This window comes from Bacillus sp. FSL R9-9834 (assembly GCF_038006905.1).
GTDB lineage: Bacteria > Bacillota > Bacilli > Bacillales > Bacillaceae_G > Bacillus_A > Bacillus_A pacificus.
The window spans coordinates 3,842,832-3,861,531 of record NZ_JBBOWD010000001.1 but is presented as its reverse complement, the minus strand read 5'-3'; the positions used below and the strand labels follow the sequence as shown (position 1 = coordinate 3,861,531).

19 protein-coding genes are annotated in these 18,700 nt (G+C 34.4%); 13 read left to right on the top strand and 6 right to left on the bottom strand.

Features of this window, described 5'->3' with window-relative positions:
• Positions 1-122: 122 nt before the first annotated feature.
• Positions 123-851, top strand: a complete 729-nt coding sequence (locus MKY00_RS20010; protein WP_016718403.1) for a DUF4184 family protein — start codon at positions 123-125, stop codon at positions 849-851.
• 36 nt (positions 852-887) lie between these two features.
• Complete coding sequence (locus MKY00_RS20005; RefSeq protein WP_000973891.1) at positions 888-1,652, top strand: hypothetical protein; 765 nt, start codon at positions 888-890, stop codon at positions 1,650-1,652.
• 46 nt (positions 1,653-1,698) lie between these two features.
• On the opposite strand, the gene MKY00_RS20000 is transcribed toward MKY00_RS20005, so the two are convergent.
• Positions 1,699-2,130, bottom strand: coding sequence for a DUF3997 domain-containing protein (locus MKY00_RS20000; protein WP_000758784.1), 432 nt, complete (start codon positions 2,128-2,130; stop codon positions 1,699-1,701).
• Positions 2,131-2,262: 132 nt separating this feature from the next.
• Here MKY00_RS20000 and MKY00_RS19995 point away from each other — a divergent pair, with 132 nt between their 5' ends.
• The 3 genes from MKY00_RS19995 to MKY00_RS19985 all read left to right on the top strand — a co-directional run bounded on the left by MKY00_RS19995 (position 2,263) and on the right by MKY00_RS19985 (position 3,565).
• Complete coding sequence (locus tag MKY00_RS19995) at positions 2,263-2,718, top strand: RDD family protein (RefSeq protein ID WP_000769088.1); 456 nt, start codon at positions 2,263-2,265, stop codon at positions 2,716-2,718.
• 174 nt (positions 2,719-2,892) lie between these two features.
• Positions 2,893-2,991, top strand: coding sequence for a hypothetical protein (locus tag MKY00_RS19990; protein WP_000145657.1), 99 nt, complete (start codon positions 2,893-2,895; stop codon positions 2,989-2,991).
• A gap of 64 nt (positions 2,992-3,055) precedes the next feature.
• The gene (locus MKY00_RS19985) at positions 3,056-3,565 is read left to right on the top strand and encodes an SDR family NAD(P)-dependent oxidoreductase (protein ID WP_000218418.1); all 510 of its coding nucleotides are present in this window, start codon (positions 3,056-3,058) and stop codon (positions 3,563-3,565) included.
• 55 nt (positions 3,566-3,620) lie between these two features.
• Here the strand turns inward: MKY00_RS19985 and MKY00_RS19980 are convergent, their stop codons facing one another.
• Complete coding sequence (locus tag MKY00_RS19980; RefSeq protein WP_000818924.1) at positions 3,621-4,721, bottom strand: ABC transporter ATP-binding protein; 1,101 nt, start codon at positions 4,719-4,721, stop codon at positions 3,621-3,623.
• Between the two features lie 261 nt (positions 4,722-4,982).
• On the opposite strand from MKY00_RS19980, the gene malL reads away from it, so the two are divergent.
• On the top strand, positions 4,983-6,659 hold the full coding sequence (gene malL, locus MKY00_RS19975) for an oligo-1,6-glucosidase (RefSeq protein ID WP_016718401.1): 1,677 nt from the start codon (positions 4,983-4,985) through the stop codon (positions 6,657-6,659).
• A 40-nt stretch (positions 6,660-6,699) separates the two neighbouring features.
• On the opposite strand, the gene MKY00_RS19970 is transcribed toward malL, so the two are convergent.
• Positions 6,700-8,460, bottom strand: a complete 1,761-nt coding sequence (locus tag MKY00_RS19970) for an alpha-glycosidase (RefSeq protein WP_016718400.1) — start codon at positions 8,458-8,460, stop codon at positions 6,700-6,702.
• Positions 8,461-8,783: 323 nt separating this feature from the next.
• On the opposite strand from MKY00_RS19970, the gene MKY00_RS19965 reads away from it, so the two are divergent.
• The 4 genes from MKY00_RS19965 to malR all read left to right on the top strand — a co-directional run bounded on the left by MKY00_RS19965 (position 8,784) and on the right by malR (position 13,565).
• A complete protein-coding gene (locus MKY00_RS19965; protein ID WP_000709927.1) occupies positions 8,784-10,043 on the top strand; it encodes an extracellular solute-binding protein in 1,260 nt (419 codons plus the stop codon).
• A 65-nt stretch (positions 10,044-10,108) separates the two neighbouring features.
• Positions 10,109-11,410 carry a maltosaccharide ABC transporter permease MalC gene (malC, locus tag MKY00_RS19960; RefSeq protein ID WP_001194989.1) on the top strand — a complete coding sequence of 434 codons (1,302 nt, stop codon included), beginning with the start codon at positions 10,109-10,111 and terminating at the stop codon, positions 11,408-11,410.
• Complete coding sequence (gene malD / locus MKY00_RS19955) at positions 11,411-12,253, top strand: maltosaccharide ABC transporter permease MalD (RefSeq protein ID WP_001022608.1); 843 nt, start codon at positions 11,411-11,413, stop codon at positions 12,251-12,253.
• A gap of 280 nt (positions 12,254-12,533) precedes the next feature.
• Positions 12,534-13,565: a maltose operon transcriptional repressor MalR gene (gene malR / locus MKY00_RS19950; RefSeq protein WP_074585584.1), complete on the top strand. Its 1,032-nt coding sequence runs from the start codon at positions 12,534-12,536 to the stop codon at positions 13,563-13,565.
• A gap of 4 nt (positions 13,566-13,569) precedes the next feature.
• On the opposite strand, the gene MKY00_RS19945 is transcribed toward malR, so the two are convergent.
• Both MKY00_RS19945 and MKY00_RS19940 read right to left on the bottom strand, forming a co-directional pair.
• Positions 13,570-14,733, bottom strand: coding sequence for an aminotransferase A (locus MKY00_RS19945; protein ID WP_073531194.1), 1,164 nt, complete (start codon positions 14,731-14,733; stop codon positions 13,570-13,572).
• 122 nt (positions 14,734-14,855) lie between these two features.
• Positions 14,856-15,056: a hypothetical protein gene (locus tag MKY00_RS19940; RefSeq protein WP_000929285.1), complete on the bottom strand. Its 201-nt coding sequence runs from the start codon at positions 15,054-15,056 to the stop codon at positions 14,856-14,858.
• Between the two features lie 309 nt (positions 15,057-15,365).
• Between MKY00_RS19940 and kinB the strand changes: the two genes are divergently transcribed.
• Positions 15,366-16,640: a sporulation sensor histidine kinase KinB gene (gene kinB / locus MKY00_RS19935; RefSeq protein ID WP_000420387.1), complete on the top strand. Its 1,275-nt coding sequence runs from the start codon at positions 15,366-15,368 to the stop codon at positions 16,638-16,640.
• Positions 16,641-16,693: 53 nt separating this feature from the next.
• Here the strand turns inward: kinB and MKY00_RS19930 are convergent, their stop codons facing one another.
• Positions 16,694-17,443 carry a DUF3967 domain-containing protein gene (locus MKY00_RS19930; RefSeq protein ID WP_000388461.1) on the bottom strand — a complete coding sequence of 250 codons (750 nt, stop codon included), beginning with the start codon at positions 17,441-17,443 and terminating at the stop codon, positions 16,694-16,696.
• Positions 17,444-17,832: 389 nt separating this feature from the next.
• On the opposite strand from MKY00_RS19930, the gene nucA reads away from it, so the two are divergent.
• A complete protein-coding gene (gene nucA / locus MKY00_RS19925; RefSeq protein ID WP_000811499.1) occupies positions 17,833-18,267 on the top strand; it encodes a DNA-entry nuclease in 435 nt (144 codons plus the stop codon).
• 35 nt (positions 18,268-18,302) lie between these two features.
• The gene (comJ, locus tag MKY00_RS19920; RefSeq protein WP_016718397.1) at positions 18,303-18,692 is read left to right on the top strand and encodes a competence protein ComJ; all 390 of its coding nucleotides are present in this window, start codon (positions 18,303-18,305) and stop codon (positions 18,690-18,692) included.
• The last annotated feature ends 8 nt before the right edge of the window (positions 18,693-18,700 follow it).

Below are 18,700 nucleotides of genomic sequence, written 5' to 3'. Positions count from 1 at the left end.
TTTCATGTGGATTATATCATTTAAACTATCATATTCCAATGTGAAAATAAATATTGCATGGAGATTATTCATGTCGTTATGATAGTATGTAATCTATTGTAATTCTGAAAAGGAGCTAAAACATGCCGTTTACATTTGCACATCCAGCAGCAGTTCTTCCTTTTGTGAAAAAGCATTCTAAACATATTTCAGTAACGGCTCTTATATTAGGGAGTATGGCGCCTGATTTTGAATATTTTTTACACTTTAGACCGTATGGTATTATTGGCCATACATGGCTTGGGTTCTTATATTTAAATTTACCACTTGTCTTTTTATTAGCATACATATATCATTACATTTTAAAAAAGCCGTTTATAACGCATTTACCTAAACCATTTGCTGGCTACTATACATATGCAGTAGATGAGAGGTGGGGGCTTTACACAAGGAAAGATTTCTTTGTATTTTGTTATTCAGCATTATTCGGTATGTTAACGCATGTTGTTTGGGATGCATTCACTCATAAGACAGGCTATTTTGTTATGAAAATACCATTATTGCAAAGAGGATGGTACGGTAGTTCTATTTATAAATATATGCAACATGGGAGTACATGTATTGGTTTTCTGTTATTAGTATATGTTTTATGGACGTGTAGAAATGAAATGGGTAAAGACCTTATTTTAGCTTCGGAAAAAATAAAATATTGGATTTCGGTACTTGTTGTGGCAGCTATTATATTTATCGTGCATGCGTTCGTAGATCCCTATTTTCATATTTTCCAAATAGGGGGTATAATAGTATCTGGACTGACAAGTTCGTTTTGTGGACTTCTCATTGTTTCTATAGTTTACAAAGCAAAGGACTAATTAATATTAATGAATGATAGTGTTAGGAGAAATTATATGATGAAAGCATGGAAAAGTATTTTTGTTTTATGTAGTTTTCTTCTTATGTTAAGTGGTTGCTTCCATCAAGAAGAAAAGAAAGCTGAACCGAAGAAGAAAGAATCTATTCCTGAAACAAAAGAATATGGTGGGCGTGAGCTGAAAAAAGTAGGACAAAAAGTGAAAGAAACAGGATGGGGTACTTTTAAATTAGAACAAATTCATTCTGTGAATCAAACATTTGAAGTAGCACCAATGAAAATTCACGTACAAGATGTGAAAGTAATCTCTTTATCACAGATGAGTAAAGATGCAAAAAATACATTAAAAGTATATACGGCATTAACTCCTGAAGAAGTAAAGCGTAGATTAGGAGATAAAGTCAGTCAAGAAGATGCGGAGTTATATGCATCGCTAAGTGGTACAGAGATTAGTGATACGATTCGTTACGTTGAAATTACATATAAGGTGGAAAATAGCGGGAATAAAAATATACAATTTTTCTCTATGAATGATGTTGCGATTAATGATAAACAACATTTTAAAGTAGCAACGCAAAACTTTTTATATGATGAAGATACGCTCGTTGGTACCAAAAATGTATCAAGGGAAGACTATAAGCCTGGTGAAACAAGAGATGGTATTATCGGCCTAATACTTGATGATGGAAAAGAAAAGGTAAAGGATATTAAATTTACAACAGATAATGTAATCGCAGCAGATACAGAAACGCAAGATGTTGTAAAAGAGCCACAAACTTTTAACATCTCACTTTCTGAGTAAGTTGTTTTTAAATATATGCAAGAAAAAACAGTCAGCGCTCAAACTATTATGCTGACTGTTTTTTCTGTTCTTTTATGTATGAATCTACACTTTGAAAAGGCACCTTAATTTTAAACGCATCTTTTTGCTCATTAAATTGCTTTTCATTATAGGGGCCAAAACGTTTATTATGCTTTACGTCAATAATCCAATAATGCTCGCTTTTTTTATTTGCAATTGCTGCGTCAGGATTATTCGGATCTGACTTTTCCTCAGTTTGTTTTGCAATAATGTATTTATCATCCCAGGCTATGTCTGTAATTTTTGCAGGAATGTATTGTGTGGCGTATACAGCATCTTGCGTGGGGAAAAGTTCAAATGCATTTCCAGAAGTACGTATGAGTTCGTATTCATCGTTAATCGTATATGTTATATGATTTGTATTTCCAGCACAACCGGCTAATAGGAATGCGACGAATAGGATTATCCATTTTTTCAATATGGGAACCTCCTTTACAATGCTGTTGTAACACATTGTACAAGAAAAGTAAGAGAAACGCTAGTTTACAATGTTTTTTAGAAGTGGTACGATGAGACGGGTAAAGAAGGATATGAAGGAGTCGACATAAAAATGAAGTTAAAGATGCATCGTCCAGCGCTTGTAATGAATCGCATAGGTGCTTCCCTAATTGACATGTTTTTAATCTCGGTTATGTATGGTGCAGTAGTAGCTGTTATGACTGGAAATTATAGTGCTATTTTTAATCGCTTTAATATTAGTTTTGGCGATTATAGATATGATCTTGCAGTAGTTTTTATATTAATGGCGATATATTTTATTTTGCTACCCTTTATTTGGAACGGTGTAACACTTGGTAAAAAGGTAACGAGAATAAAATTAATTTCATTGAAGAGTGAAAAGTTAACATTACAAACATTAACGATTCGATTTTTTGTATTGTTATTACCGAACATATTACTACTTGGAATTCCGATATTATGTAACGTATATATGATGTTATTCCGCAAAGATAATTGTGGTTTTCAGGATTTAATTACAAAAACGAAAGTGATAAGTCTTGTATAACAAAAAGAGACCTTTTTATATAAAAAGGTCTCTTTTTGTTATACAAATATATTTTAATGGATATATAATAGGGAATAAGTTAATCTATATCATTTTCGGATTTAATAGATTGAAAATTAAGAAAATGTTATAATGATTAAAATAATATGTTTATATAATAAGGGGGAAATTGAAATGACTGGAGGTAGCGTAATCTTTTGGGGGATTTTAATTTTCATCGGTTTAGTTTTCGATCAGCGTAATAGTAAGAAAAAAGAAGGAGTAAAAAAGTAACCGCTTACAAATGAATAAGCAACTTTTCTTGCTTGCAGACTAATCTCATAAAGGAGTATACTGAATGACGGTAAGACTTATAGAAGGGGTAATGAAAATGAAGCTTGCAGGAAAAGTTGCTATCGTAACTGGCGGTGGCATCGGTATTGGACGTAATACAGCTCTTTTGTTGGCTAAACAAGGCGCAAAAGTAATTGTGACGGACATCGATCAAGAAAGTGGACAAGCAACAGTGGAGGAAATTACGAATCTAGGCGGAGAAGCACTTTTTGTATCCTATGATATGGAAAAACAAGGAGATTGGCAACGGGTAATCAGCATTACTTTGAATGCATTCAGTCGCATTGATATGCTTTTTCAAAATGCTGGTTTATATAAAATAGATTCTATATTTTCACGCCAACAAGAGAACGATTCCAATGTACTTTGTATTAATGACGTATGGATAGAGATAAAACAATTAACGTCATCTTTTATGAAACAGCAAGAAGAAGTGGTGCTAAGTGACTTACCGATTTTCGGTATTATTAGCACGAAAGGACAATCATTTCATACAGTAGAAGCCCTCGTATAATAGTGAAAACCGCCCTCAATATATGTGGACGGTTTTTTTGTATGAAAATTATTTTTTAACGAATGCGTTGTTCGGTTTGACTATCAAAGAAATGCGCTTTATTCATATCAAATGCTAGTTTAATTTGGTCACCAGGTGAAAATGTATGTCTTGCATCAACACGTGCTGCAAAATCTTGATTTCCAAGTTTCATATATAAAATAGATTCAGCACCTAATAACTCAGCAACTTCAATTTTTGTTGTGAAGGCAGTAGATTGTGAAGCTTCTAAAAATAATAGTTCATCATGAATGTCCTCAGGACGAATACCTAAAACAATGTCTTTATTTACATAGCCTTGTTCACGTAATATCTTCATTTTTCCTTCAGTTACTTTAATTTTTGCAGCATTGTCTATAACGAAATCGGTTTCAGTTAATTTACCACGGAAGAAATTCATCGCTGGAGAGCCGATAAATCCACCAACAAAAATGTTTTCAGGTGTTTCATATACTTCTTTTGGAGTACCGATTTGTTGAATTTTTCCGTCTTTCATAACAACAAGACGAGAAGCCATTGTCATCGCTTCAGTTTGATCATGCGTTACATAAATTGTTGTTGTTCCAAGGCGGTGGTGTAACTTAGAAATTTCTGAGCGCATTGCAACACGTAATTTAGCGTCTAAGTTAGATAATGGCTCATCCATTAAGAACACTTTCGCGTCTCGAACGATTGCTCTCCCTAACGCAACACGTTGACGTTGTCCACCAGATAATGCTTTCGGTTTTCTATCTAAATATTGTTCCAGTCCTAAAATTTTTGCTGCATCTTTCACACGACGATCAATTTCATCTTTTGGTATTTTTCTAAGTTTTAATCCAAATGCCATATTATCATATACACTCATATGTGGATATAGAGCATAGTTTTGGAAGACCATTGCGATATCGCGATCTTTTGGAGGGACATCATTCATTAGCTTACCATCAATTGAAAACTCTCCTTTTGAAATGTCTTCAAGTCCAGCCACCATTCGCAATGTTGTAGATTTTCCGCATCCAGAAGGACCGACAAATACGATAAATTCTTTATCTTGAATGTGTAAATTGAAGTCTGTTACAGCTGTTACGTTATTATCATATATTTTATAAATGTTTTCTAATTTCAGTTCTGCCATGGTATTTCCCCCTAGAAATAATTATGCAAACGTTTTCTTTGAGTTCATTATAAACGAATAGATTCAAAAAATAAACAAAAAAATAAAACGTTTTCATAAATTGGAAGAATATTAGTAAATTTCGTATGTTTTCTTAGAAAAATAAGAATAAAAGTTGTAAGCGCTATTTTAAATTAAGATAGAATCTGTTATCATTCATTAATGAAAACGTTTGCGCCTTAAAAAGAGAAAATCGAATTATGAATGAAATGGGGTAGCATAATGGAAAAACAGTGGTGGAAAGAAAGTGTAGTATATCAAATTTATCCTCGTAGCTTTATGGATAGCAACGGTGATGGCATCGGGGATCTTCGCGGTATTATTTCAAAGTTAGATTACTTAAAAGAATTAGGGATTGATGTAATTTGGTTATCACCAGTCTATGAATCTCCAAATGATGATAATGGTTATGATATAAGTGATTATTGTAAAATTATGAATGAGTTCGGAACAATGGAAGATTGGGATGAGCTATTACATGAAATGCATGAACGTAATATGAAACTTATGATGGACTTAGTTGTTAATCATACTTCTGATGAACATAATTGGTTTATTGAATCACGTAAATCAAAAGATAATAAATATAGAGATTACTATATATGGCGCCCTGGAAAAGAAGGAAAAGAGCCGAATAACTGGGGAGCAGCGTTTAGCGGATCTGCATGGCAGTATGATGAAATGACAGATGAATATTATTTACATCTGTTTTCTAAAAAACAGCCAGATTTAAATTGGGATAATGAAAAGGTAAGGCAAGATGTTTATGAAATGATGAAGTTTTGGTTAGAAAAAGGAATTGATGGCTTCCGTATGGATGTTATTAATTTTATTTCTAAAGAAGAGGGATTACCAGCTGTTGAAACAGAAGAAGAGGGGTATGTTTCAGGTCATAAGCATTTTATGAACGGTCCAAACATTCATAAATATTTACATGAAATGAATGAAGAAGTATTGTTTCATTATGATATTATGACGGTTGGTGAAATGCCTGGTGTAACGACAGAAGAAGCGAAATTGTATACCGGGGAAGAACGAAAAGAACTGCAGATGGTATTCCAATTTGAACATATGGATTTAGACTCAGGAGAAGGCGGAAAATGGGATGTAAAACCATGTTCACTCCTTACTTTAAAAGAGAATTTAACGAAGTGGCAAAAAGCATTAGAACATACAGGCTGGAATAGCCTGTATTGGAATAACCATGATCAGCCTCGCGTTGTATCTCGTTTTGGTAATGATGGAATGTATCGCATTGAATCTGCGAAAATGTTAGCGACGGTGCTTCATATGATGAAAGGAACACCGTATATTTATCAAGGAGAAGAAATTGGAATGACAAACGTCCGATTTGAGTCGATTGATGAATATCGAGATATTGAAACGTTAAATATGTATAAAGAAAAAGTGATAGACCGTGGTGAAGATATAGAAAAAGTAATGGAATCTATTTATATAAAGGGTCGTGATAATGCTAGAACTCCGATGCAGTGGGATGACAAAGATCACGCTGGATTTACAACAGGTGAACCTTGGATTACAGTAAACCCTAACTACAAAGAAATTAATGTGAAACAAGCGATCCAAAATAAAGATTCAATTTTTTATTATTATAAAAAATTAATTGAGTTACGCAAAAATAATGAAATAGTTGTGTATGGATCATATGATTTAATATTGGAGAATAATCCATCTATTTTTGCATATGTAAGAACGTATGGAGAAGAAAAACTTCTTGTTATTGCAAACTTTACTGCGGAAGAATGTGTATTTGAATTGCCTGAGGACATTACTTATAGTGAAGCAGAGTTATTTATACACAATTACGACGTAGAGAATGGACCGATAGAAAACATACCATTACGTCCGTATGAAGCAATGGTATTCAAATTGAAATAAGAAAAATCCTTATACCACTTTGGTATAAGGATTTTTTTGGTTACCATTTTAATATGGAGAATCCATATGGAGGAAGTGTAACTTGTAATACACTTGCTTCCGCTGAAAATTCTTCGTTTGTATAAATATTAATGATTTTCTTTCCAGTAACATGGAGAGGCAGTGAAGCTGTAATATCACTATTAGTCGGATTTAAAACGAAAAAGATAGTTTCATCTTTATATGTTTTTGTATAAGAAATATAATTATGTTCATCATTTGCTTCAATGAATTGGAAAGTACCATGTCCTCCAAATGCTTTATATTGCTTTCGTAACGAAATTAATGTTTGTACATGTGTAAATAATAGATGATCTTGTTCTTTCGTATCCCAAACCATACATTTGCGACAATCAGGGTCCATACCGCCATCCATACCAATTTCGTCTCCATAATAAATACAAGGAGAGCCGATGAAAGAAAGGTGGAATACATAAAGTAACTTTAATTTATTTTTATCTCCGTTACATGTTGTCAATATTCTTGGTGTATCATGGCTGTCTAATAAATGAAATGCTGCTTCATTTACATTCATAGAGTAGGAATGTAGAGATTCTATAATTTGTTTCATAAATTCATTTGCCTTAATGGAATTGTTAGCAAAGTAAGACAGTAGAGCGTTTGTAACCGGATAGCTCATTACAGCATCAAATTGATCTCCTTGTAGCCAAGGAAGTGCATCGTGCCAAATTTCTCCTAAAATATATACTTCAGAATTTAATGCTTTTATCTCCCTTCGGAATTCTCTCCAAAAGTTATGGTCGACTTCATTTGCTACATCAAGGCGCCACCCGTCTATATTGAATTCTTTTACCCAATAACGCCCTACTTCAAGTAAGTATTCTTTTACATCCGGGTGTGCAGTGTTTAATTTCGGCATATACGGTGTAAACGCGAAAGTATCATAGTTCGGAAGTGGCTCAGTTTTAATTGGGAACTCATGAATATGAAACCATTCTTTATATGCTGACTGTTCACCATTTTCTAGTACATCTTGAAATTTATCGAAAAAGTATCCACTGTGATTGAATACGGCATCGAGCATTACTTTTATACCATGTGTATGACATGCTTGAACGAGTTCTTTGAATGTTTCTTTTGTGCCAAATTGCGGATCGATTTCCATGTAGTCAATTGTGTCATATTTATGATTTGAATGTGCTTTGAAAATAGGTGTGAAATATATTCCCGAAATTCCAAGCTTAACAAGGTAATCGAGGTTTTGAATAATACCAGCAAAATCTCCGCCGAAAAAATTAGTTGGAGTTGGTTCAGCGCTGCCCCAAGGAAGGGTGTTTTCTGGATTCAGCGTACGATCGCCATTAGCGAACCGTTCTGGGAAAATTTGATACCAAACAGTATCTTTAATCCAGGAAGGTGCTTTGAATACATCATTTGCATGAATAAATGGAAAACAGAAAAAGTTACCAACGTCATCATTTGGAATGCTGGAAAAAAATCCACGTTCTGCATAAATAAGCGTTTCTGTCTCCGCTTTTAATTCAAATCCGTAACGTAAGCGCTTAAATTTTGGCTCGATGGAAATGGACCAATAATCAAATAATGCAGTAGAACCGGTTTTTTTCATCGGTGCACTTGAAGAAATCCACTTCCCGTCTGTCCATTCATAAGGATCACCATAAATAAGAGTGGTACTTTGAACATCGTCTCTTTTCGTACGTATTCGGATGTGAATCGTTTTTTCATCGTAAGCGTATGCGTAATTATCTTTTGGCCTATGATAGATGGCGTCTTTAAGCATATAAAAAATCCCCCTTTACTATCTCTATGCATATTGTTCCCTTAAGTATAATAATAAAGCATATGTTGCAAACGATTGCTTTTTGCATAGCTTTAATATTGCTTATAAGAGTAGTATTCATTTCGTATAAAGTCAATGTATAAAGAGTGTAGTAATAATATTTTAAAATTAATATTTGCAAAATGAATAAAAGAATGTATAATGATAGACAAATAGCGCAAACGTTTTCATAGATTGAGATATTGTTTGCGCTTCTATTAAAATATTAAATGCAAACGTTTTCAATCAGTAAGGTACATATACAATTCAGGGAGGTTTTTGGGATGAAGAAAGCATTATCATTATTAACGGTTTCAGCATTATCAATTGGTATGTTATCTGCATGTGGACCGAAAGATTCAGGAAAAAAAGAAGAAAGTAAAGCAAAAAAAGATTACGATTTACTCGTTTGGGAAGATGATAAAAAAGGTGTTGGTTTAGAACCAGCAGTGAAAAGCTTTGAGGAAAAATATAAAGTAAAAGTAAAAGTTGTTGAAATGCAAATGACAGATCAAGTGAAGAAGTTACGCCTTGATGGACCAGCGGGGACGGGACCAGATGTTGTAACATTGCCACATGATCAAATCGGAAATGCAGTAACAGAAGGTTTACTTTCTGAAGTGAAAGCTGATGATTCTATAAAGAGTAAATTTACTGATTCATCAATAGAAGCACAGACATATAACGGAAAATTATATGGTTTACCAAAAGCAATTGAGACACCAGTCTTTATTTACAATAAAAAACTAATGCCAAAAGCACCAGAAACGATGGACGAGCTGTTTAACTTCTCAAAAGAATTTACGAAAGATGGCAAGTACGGATTTTTAGCATTAGGAGATAACTTCTACTTTGCTAATGCATTCATGGCAGGTATGGGTGGTTATGTGTTTGGTGAAAAAGATGGAAAGCCAAATGCAAGTGATGTTGGATTAAATAATAGCGGAGCAGTACAAGGTGCTGAGTATCTTCAAAAATGGTACAAAGAAAAGTTATTCCCGAAAGGTATTATCGGTGAATCTGGTGGACCTGCTGCTGATGGGCTATTTAATGAAGGAAAAGCAGCATCTATCATGAACGGACCTTGGGCGTTCCAAGCAATGGAAAAGAACGGAATTGATTATGGCGTTGCTCCAATGCCGAAATTACCAAATGGTCAACCAATGAAAACGTTTGTTGGGGTTAAAGGATGGCATGTAACAAGTTTCTCTAAACAAAATGATTTAGCTACAAAGTTCACTGAATGGGTAACGAATGAAGAAAACGCAAAAATTCGATTTGAGAAGACGAAAGAAATTCCTCCAGTAAAAGCAGTAATGGAAGATCCAATTATTAAAGATAACGAAGCTGCAAAAGCAGTTGCAACACAATCTGAAAATGGAATTCCAATGCCAAACATTCCAGAAATGCAAGAAGTATGGAAACCAGCTGGAGATGCGCTTCAATTAGTTGTTACGGATAAAGAGGCACCAAAAGCAGCACTTGATAATGCAGTGAAGCAAATTAAAGGTAATATTGAGGCAAATCATAGTAAGAAAAAATAAGGTGAAATTCGTGCCTCTAATATGAGGGGCACGAATTCTCTCCCAAGAAAAAAGGGGGAAGGAACATGCAAACATCTATGGAACCAGCAAACGGCTTAAACGGTTCAAAACATAGGAAAATGGCAACCATGTTATCAATTATTCCAGGCGTGGGCCAAATGTATAATAAACAATTTGTAAAAGGTCTTATTTTTCTAGTATTAACAGGTTCATTTATTGTAGCCTTTGCTGATTTATTAAATATGGGATTATGGGGAATTGTAACGCTTGGTACAGAAGTTCCACGTGACCATTCTGTCTTTCTATTAGTAGAAGGAATCTTGGCACTCATTGTCATCGTGTTTGGACTCGGAATATATGCATTTAATTTATATGATGCATACCAAAATGGAAAGAAACGGGATATAGGAACACCGTTAAACTCTGTAAAAGAGCAATACCGTAATTTACTAGACCAAGGTTTTCCGTATTTAATGGTTTCACCAGGGTTTTTATTACTTATCTTTGTCGTTGTATTTCCAATCATTTTCGTAATTTTAATTGGATTTACGAACTATGATTTATATCATTCTCCTCCAGCTAAATTAGTAGATTGGGTAGGGTTTAAAAACTTTATTGATATCTTTACATTACCGATGTGGAGAGAAACGTTTTTAAGTGTATTTTCTTGGACTGTCATCTGGACATTCGTTGCAACGACATTACAAGTTGCGCTTGGTATTTTCTTAGCGATTATCGTAAATCAGCCTGGTATTAAAGGGAAGGCGATTATTCGAACAATCTTCATTTTACCGTGGGCGGTCCCAGCATTCGTATCTATTCTTGTTTTCTCTGGCATGTTTAATGAAACATTTGGAGCAATTAACAATCAAGTATTAGCTTTATTCGGAATTGAAAAGATTGCTTGGATGACAGATCCATTTTGGGCGAAGATTGCTTTAATTATGATTCAAACGTGGCTTGGATTCCCGTTCGTCTTTGCAATGACAACAGGTATACTGCAATCGATTCCAGGAGAATTATACGAAGCGGCTACAGTAGATGGAGCTACAGCTTGGCAACAGTTTCGTAAAATTACATTGCCACTTGTTCTATATGCAACAGCACCAATATTAATTACGCAATATACGTTTAACTTTAATAACTTTAGTATCATCTATCTATTTAACGGCGGAGGTCCTGCTGTAGCTGGACAAGACGCAGGTGGAACAGATATTTTAATTTCATGGATTTATAAGTTAACGATGACTTCCGCACAGTACGGAAAAGCAGCAGCTCTTACAATGATCTTATCGTTAATCGTTATTACAGTTGCGTTATGGCAATTTAAGAGAACAAAATCATTCCAAGAAGAGGATATGATGTAAATGAATATTAAAAGACAAAAGATGTTACGTCTCTCATTAAGTTATCTCGTTATTTTCGTAATGTGTGCCATCATTTTCTATCCATTATTATGGATTATTGGCTCATCGTTTAATCCGGGTGATAGTTTATCTGGATCAAGTATTATTCCGCAAAATGCAACGCTAGATCATTATCGTAAGTTATTAGATTTAGAGAATAGTAATTATTTACTATGGTATAAAAACACATTAAAAGTAAGTGTTTTAACGATGATTTTTTCAGTGTTAGCAATTAGTTTTACTGCTTATGCATTTTCGAGATACCGTTTTGTTGGAAGAAAAAATGGTTTATTAACATTTTTAATTTTGCAAATGATTCCAAACTTTGCAGCGTTAATCGCTTTATACGTATTAGCACAGTTAACAGGATTAATTGATACGCACCTTGCATTAATTTTAATTTATGTAGGCGGGGCAATTCCAATGAATACATGGCTTATGAAAGGGTATTTTGATACGATCCCGAAAGAATTGGATGAGTCAGCTCGTATGGATGGAGCAGGACATTTCCGTATTTTTTGGCAAATCATTATGCCACTTGCAAAGCCAATCGTAGCGGTTGTAGCGTTATTTACTTTCATCGGCCCATTTACAGATTTTATTTTAGCGAGTATTATTTTGCGCACACCAGAAAATTATACGTTAGCAGTTGGATTATATGAAATGGTGGCGAAGAAATTTGGGAATGAATTTACAACGTTCGCAGCGGGTTCCGTATTGATTGCAATCCCAATTTCAATTTTATTCCTATCACTACAAAAATACTTTATCTCTGGTTTAACTGCTGGAGGTACGAAAGGATGAAAAATGGGACATTATGTCCCATTTTTCTTTTCATCTTCCTATAAAACATTTTATTGGGAGATGAAAAGAGATTTGACATCCCATATGAAAAGAAGTGAAATAAATAGTATATTATAGTATAGGAAAAAAGAGCTCTATCCCTTACAATACATGAAGAGGGAGAATATGATAGGTTTTACAAGATAGAATCAATGAAAGTTTATGACTTCCCCTATTACTTGCAACGGGTGCAAGATGAAAATATATAAAATGGCAGAGAAGTGAAAGGAGGGGGATTTTTATGACAGTTACAATTAAAGATGTGGCGAAGAAAGCGAATGTAGCACCATCTACCGTTTCTCGTGTAATTGCTGATAATCCAAGTATAAGTGAAAAAACAAAGCGTCGTGTTCGGAAAGTAATGAGTGAACTAGGGTATCATCCTAATTTAAACGCAAGAAACCTAGCTAACCAAACAACAAAAACACTTGGCCTTGTTATGCCAAGTTCTGCAAGTAAAGCTTTTCAAAATCCGTTTTTCCCAGAAGTTATAAGAGGGATTAGTTCGTTTGCACATGTGGAAGGGTATGCACTTTATATGTCGACAGGTGAAACGGAAGATGAAATTTTTAATGGTGTTGTAAAGATGGTGCAGGGGCGCCAAATTGGTGGTATTATTCTTTTATATTCAAGAGAGAATGATCGGATTATTCAATATTTACATAAACAAAATTTCCCGTTCGTATTAATCGGGAAACCATATGATCGTAAAGAAGAAATTACATATGTAGATAATGACAATTATACAGCTGCAAGAGAAGTAGCAGAATATTTGATTTCATTAGGTCATAAACAAATCGCGTTCATCGGCGGTGGATCAGATTTACTTGTAACGAGAGATCGTTTGGCTGGTATGAGTGATGCTTTAAAATTAGCAGATATTGTATTACCAAAAGAGTATATTTTACATTTTGATTTCTCAAGAGAGAGTGGTCAACAAGCTGTGGAGGAATTAATGGCGCTAAAGCAACCACCGACAGCAATTATGGCAACGGATGACTTGATTGGACTTGGTGTGCTAAGTGCACTTTCTAAAAAAGGATTCGTTGTACCGAAGGATGTTTCAATTGTAAGCTTTAATAATGCTTTATTATCAGAAATTGCGAGTCCGCCACTTTCGACAGTTGATGTGAATATATACCAGCTAGGATATGAGGCAGCAAAAGCTTTAGTTGATAAAGTTGAGAATGCGGAGTCTACTGCAAAGTGTATCATTATTCCGCATAAATTATTGAAGCGTCAAACTTGCGATCGTTATGCAAAAAAAAGCTAAGAGTTTAACTCTTAGCTTTTTTTTGTAGAAAGGCTTCTAAACGGTCACAGCCTTCTTTTAAAGTTTCAATACTATACGCATAGGACAAGCGAAGGTAGCCTTCCCCATATTCAGAGAATGCTGTTCCGGGAACGACGGCAAGTCCAGCTTCTTTCACAAGATCAAGTGCAAAATCAAATGATGAAGATGTTAAATGACCAACATATGGGAATAAGTAAAATGCACCTGTTGGTTTTTCAACTGTTAAGCCCATTTGAGTGAGTCTATTATATACGTAATCACGGCGTTTTTTGTATTGATGACGCATCATTTTTGGTGCATCTTTAGCAGCTGTTAATGCTTCAATTGCAGCATATTGAGCGATTGAAGTAGCGCACGTTACGTTGTATTGATGAACTTTTAATATATGCCCGGCTAAATAGTTTGGTGCGAATAATAGACCGATACGCCAGCCAGTCATAGAATGTGATTTTGATAAACCGTTAATGACGATAGTCTTTTCGCGCATTTCTGGGAAATGAGCGATCGATGTATGTGTTTGTTCATATACAAGTTCGCTATAAATTTCATCAGAAAGGACGAAAATATTTTTATCTTTTAAAACATTTACAATATCCTGTAGTTCTTCTTTTGATAAAGTTACACCAGTTGGATTAGAAGGATACGGCAGTACGACGCATCTTGTTTTTTCTGTAATGGCATTTTTTAGTGCATCGGCTGTTAAACGGAAGCCAGTTTCACGAACATCTATAAATACAGGGGTTGCACCGCATAATCGAATAATCGGCTCGTAGCCTGGATAAATAGGGGCAGGTAAGATGACTTCTGTTCCTGGCTCTAAAATCGTTCGAAATGCAACATCAATTGCTTCACTAGCACCGATTGTAACGATGGTTTCGTTTTCAGGTGAATAATGTAAATCGTAGTTATCTTTTACAAAGTTACAAGCTGCCTTGCGTAATTCTAGTAAACCAGCGTTATGTGTATAGCTTGTATAATTTTCTGTAATAGCCCGTTTTGCCGCTTCTTTTACGAGAGAAGGTGTAGGAAAATCAGGTTGTCCAATTGTTAAAGAGATAAGATTATCATAGTTTTGAATCATGTTAGAGAATTGACGGATTCCAGAAATTTGGATGTCCTTTACTCTAGGGTTAATGAATTGTTCCATTGTATCTCCCTTTCTTCCGTTTGAAAATTAAGTTCATTTTAACATATTTTCTATCATTTCGCTTGCGTATATGGTATGTAGAAAGAGAGGGATAATAGAAAAAAGCCGCTGTAAGCGACTTTTTAATATCCGTATTCCCAATCTATTTCATCTTCATTCCAAAGTACAGAGGATACTTTGCCAAGGTGAACAACTGATTCATTCACAGCGCATGTGCAATTTTCTTCTCCTGTTTTATGCTGTAACTCTTCATACACTGATTTTTCAACGTTTTCTAGAACGACCAAATTTTCTTCTTTTAAAACAAGCGTAGTACCCGCCATATTTATCTTCCTCCTACTAAAATAATGATCACTTATTTGTAAACATAGATAGTATGGATTATATGCTGTATTTTGCTATAGTTGTCCGTCTTATGAAGTATTTTTTATTTTCTTTGTAATCCGTATTCATTGTATACTGCCGGGCAGAAATTTGGTACAGGGTTTACATTCATTTCGAAAATCTGTAACAATTATTATGTGTTGTTAACAAAGAATTAACAAATATGTTAAGAAAAATCAAAATTTTAAAACAAACAAACCTGTAAAATGATATAATCATATCAAAATACATATAGGGGATGAGAGGCTATGGAGCTTATCCGTGATTTAATGATCCAAATTGCCATCATTATTTTGCCACTATTTTTATACGAAGCGATTCGTTTAAATCGTTATCAAGAAATGCCTCCGAAGCCGAACCGCTACTTTATTATGTTTTTATCTAGCATTACACTCGTTCTCTCTATGACATACTCTATTTGTTTTGGGGACGTTTGTGGGTATAACTTTCACCCAATCCCAATTGTTAGTGGTTTTTTATATGGTGGGATTGTTGGTTTAATCCCGGCCGTTATTTTTGTTGTCTATGAATGGGCGCTAAAGGGCATAAACCTTCTTCCAGTCATAGAAGTAATATTTCTATTGATAGTTCCATTATTTTTATCAAAGAAATGGTCTCTATTTTCAAGGGATAAGAAGCTAATTTTAGCATTTATGATTTCATCATTGTACGTACTTGTTTCTTTAGTGATTGGTATGATTAACGTTCTATTAGAAACGGGGTTTACACCATATGTTTCGCACTTATATAGCGGATATATATTTGCTTCGCTTATTATGGTTATGACAATGGTATTTCAGGTGTACTTAACAGAATATTTAAATGAAAATGCAATACTACGTACAGAGATGCAAAAGTCAGAGAAACTTAATATTGTAAGTGAGTTAGCAGCAAGTGTTGCACATGAGGTTCGAAATCCACTCACTGTTGTTCGTGGTTTTATTCAATTGCTAGAAAGTACGGAAGATGTGAAGAATAAGGATTATATGCGTCTCGTATTAGCTGAATTGGACCGGGCAGAACAAATTATTTCAGATTATTTAAATTTAGCAAGACCACAAATTGAGAAAAAAGAACATATTTGCTTATCCGCTCAATTAATAGAAATGACAACTCTTATGTCATCATTTGCAGCGATGCAAGGTGTATATTTGCAAGTTGAGATTTCTGAAAGTCTTTATACGATCGGTGATAAAACGAAATTGAAGCAAGCTATTATGAATGTTGTTAAAAATGGTATTGAAGCAATTCAAGGAAATAAAGGATATTTAAAAGTAACGGCTATGCAAAAAGATGAAACGATTGTAATAAGAGTTAAAGATAGTGGTGTTGGGATGACGAAAGAACAATTAGCAAGGCTCGGACAACCGTATTATTCTTTAAAAGAAAAAGGGACAGGATTAGGACTAATGGTAACATTTAGTATTTTACAAGCGCATAATGGTACGCTGGAATATAAAAGCGAAAGTGGGAAAGGGACTGAAGCAATTATTATATTGCCAGCTGTAAGAAATAAGGAATAAAAGTTACCGATAGAAGGTAACTTTTTATTTTATATTAGAAAAAATATATTATGCTATTCAGTTGTTTTTTCTTGTTTTGTTCGGCTAAATAAACTTCTAAATGATTGGAAAAAGCTTTGTTCTTTTGAGGCGGCGACTAATCTTTTTGTTTCTTGAATTTCGCGAATTACTTGCATAAGTTGTGCATCACGGTTGCTATCTTTATTATAAATTTGATTTACGAGTTTATTCATTTTTTCTTCTTGTTTAGATTCTCGTTTATACATATGATTCATTAATAAGTCCATCTTTTCTTTTTGCAGAGCATCTGTTTGAGCGGCATGATCCACTAACTCTTGTAGCATTTTTTCTTGAGATCCTTCTTTTACATAAACTTGTTGCATCAACTCATCTAGCTTTTCATCTTTTAAACGATTTTGGGTAATAAGGGTAGAATTTTGATGAATAATGGCTTCATTTAGTTGAGCGAGCATTTCAAGTTTTAACATGAACTCCTCGAAGTTACGCCCATCTTCTTTTTCTTTCGGTTGTATTTCTTGCGTATCTTGTATAACTGGTACAGGTGGGGCCTCTTTTTCTTTTAAAATAATTGGTATCGTTTCTGAAATATCTTCCTGCAATGTAGCAGCTCTTTCATGTATAGATTTCAATAGTTTTAAATCATCAAGTTTATAAATACGAGCATCAGCTGTTTTAGAAATTATATAACCATGTTCCTCTAACAGTTGACTATATTTGCGGACTATATGTTTTGGGATGCCTGTTTTATTCGTCACATCTTTCGTTTTATAGGTAGCTTCCATGATATTTCCTCCCCAAAAAGTATCGTATATATCATTTCAATCTTTTATGAGGACTTCCTTTGAAAAAGAATGTCGGAAGGCTATTAGTTTTCTACAGCATTAGTGAAAAGATGAAGAAAAATGAGAGTTTTTGGCGGAATGGCGAAGAAGAGCTAAAATAATGTCTGAAAACATATACAGGATAAGTTTGTTATAATAAAGTGAAACTTTAATCAGTGGGGGTTTTGTTCATCCACCACTGATTATCAGCCCTCACCAATCGGGCTTTTACGGACAGTTAATCCCCCACCTAACTTCTTTGATTTCGCTGAATTTTGAGGTGGGGGTCTTACTGCTCGTTAATGCGTGATAACTGAGGAAAAGAAACAGGTAGAATCACGGAGGTATACATGAAACAATTAAAAGGTATTATCATTTCAATTATTGCAATTCTTTCTATTGTAGTAGCGGTGTATGAAGTGCTTGTTCCAGAGGAAACAAGTATTAAAAAAACAAATGCGTATGATCAAGTTCTAGAATTTCCGAAAGATCGATATCCAGAGACAGGGAAACATATTACGGATGCTATAAAAGAAGGACATTCAGAAGTTTGTACAATCGACCGTGGTGGTGCTGCGGATAGAAGAAAATTATCGTTAGCTCCATACCCATCAAAAAAAGGGTATGATCGTGATGAATGGCCAATGGCGATGTGTAAAGAAGGCGGAAAAGGAGCGCATATTGAATATATAAGTCCAGCCGATAACCGCGGAGCAGGCTCTTGGGTAGGAAATAAGTTAGATAAATACCCAGATGGTACTCGTGTGAAATTTGACGTAAAGTAGTAGTTGCATATTTCATAATGAAGGAGAAGGGAACGATGGAGTTAACAATTTCGTATTCGCAATTAATGTTGATGAACTATGACGGTGATCAGCCTTACGTTGACTGGACGGATGAAGATTTTGAAAGAGGTTATGCGAAGGCAGATGGAACTGTTATTTTTGAAGCACTTTCTGATTATACTTGTGAAGTAAAAGTGACCCTAGGGAAACATATTGAGAAAGAAGAAGTAATTAGAACGGTTAAAGTTCCTTTTACAGTTGAAAATGAATGTATCGTTGTAGCAAGTATTCTTTCAAATAAATTTCAAATTCCTATTCCAAATGGTGAGTATACGGTTGTATTACAAGCAACACCTCTTGAAGAACCAACGGATGATGAATTATATAAAATACAATATGAATTCTTTTTTGAAAGTAAAGAATAAAAAATGGG

Bases quoted from the DNA above. Each gene is read 5' to 3' on its own strand.
- MKY00_RS20010 (WP_016718403.1), top strand. From the start codon at position 123: ATGCCGTTTACATTTGCACATCCAGCAGCAGTTCTTCCTTTTGTGAAA.
- MKY00_RS20005 (WP_000973891.1), top strand. From the start codon at position 888: ATGATGAAAGCATGGAAAAGTATTTTTGTTTTATGTAGTTTTCTTCTT.
- MKY00_RS19995 (WP_000769088.1), top strand. From the start codon at position 2,263: ATGAAGTTAAAGATGCATCGTCCAGCGCTTGTAATGAATCGCATAGGT.
- MKY00_RS19990 (WP_000145657.1), top strand. From the start codon at position 2,893: ATGACTGGAGGTAGCGTAATCTTTTGGGGGATTTTAATTTTCATCGGT.
- MKY00_RS19985 (WP_000218418.1), top strand. From the start codon at position 3,056: ATGACGGTAAGACTTATAGAAGGGGTAATGAAAATGAAGCTTGCAGGA.
- MKY00_RS19980 (WP_000818924.1), bottom strand. From the start codon at position 4,721: ATGGCAGAACTGAAATTAGAAAACATTTATAAAATATATGATAATAAC.
- malL (WP_016718401.1), top strand. From the start codon at position 4,983: ATGGAAAAACAGTGGTGGAAAGAAAGTGTAGTATATCAAATTTATCCT.
- MKY00_RS19970 (WP_016718400.1), bottom strand. From the start codon at position 8,460: ATGCTTAAAGACGCCATCTATCATAGGCCAAAAGATAATTACGCATAC.
- MKY00_RS19965 (WP_000709927.1), top strand. From the start codon at position 8,784: ATGAAGAAAGCATTATCATTATTAACGGTTTCAGCATTATCAATTGGT.
- malC (WP_001194989.1), top strand. From the start codon at position 10,109: ATGCAAACATCTATGGAACCAGCAAACGGCTTAAACGGTTCAAAACAT.
- malD (WP_001022608.1), top strand. From the start codon at position 11,411: ATGAATATTAAAAGACAAAAGATGTTACGTCTCTCATTAAGTTATCTC.
- malR (WP_074585584.1), top strand. From the start codon at position 12,534: ATGACAGTTACAATTAAAGATGTGGCGAAGAAAGCGAATGTAGCACCA.
- MKY00_RS19945 (WP_073531194.1), bottom strand. From the start codon at position 14,733: ATGGAACAATTCATTAACCCTAGAGTAAAGGACATCCAAATTTCTGGA.
- MKY00_RS19940 (WP_000929285.1), bottom strand. From the start codon at position 15,056: ATGGCGGGTACTACGCTTGTTTTAAAAGAAGAAAATTTGGTCGTTCTA.
- kinB (WP_000420387.1), top strand. From the start codon at position 15,366: ATGGAGCTTATCCGTGATTTAATGATCCAAATTGCCATCATTATTTTG.
- MKY00_RS19930 (WP_000388461.1), bottom strand. From the start codon at position 17,443: ATGGAAGCTACCTATAAAACGAAAGATGTGACGAATAAAACAGGCATC.
- nucA (WP_000811499.1), top strand. From the start codon at position 17,833: ATGAAACAATTAAAAGGTATTATCATTTCAATTATTGCAATTCTTTCT.
- comJ (WP_016718397.1), top strand. From the start codon at position 18,303: ATGGAGTTAACAATTTCGTATTCGCAATTAATGTTGATGAACTATGAC.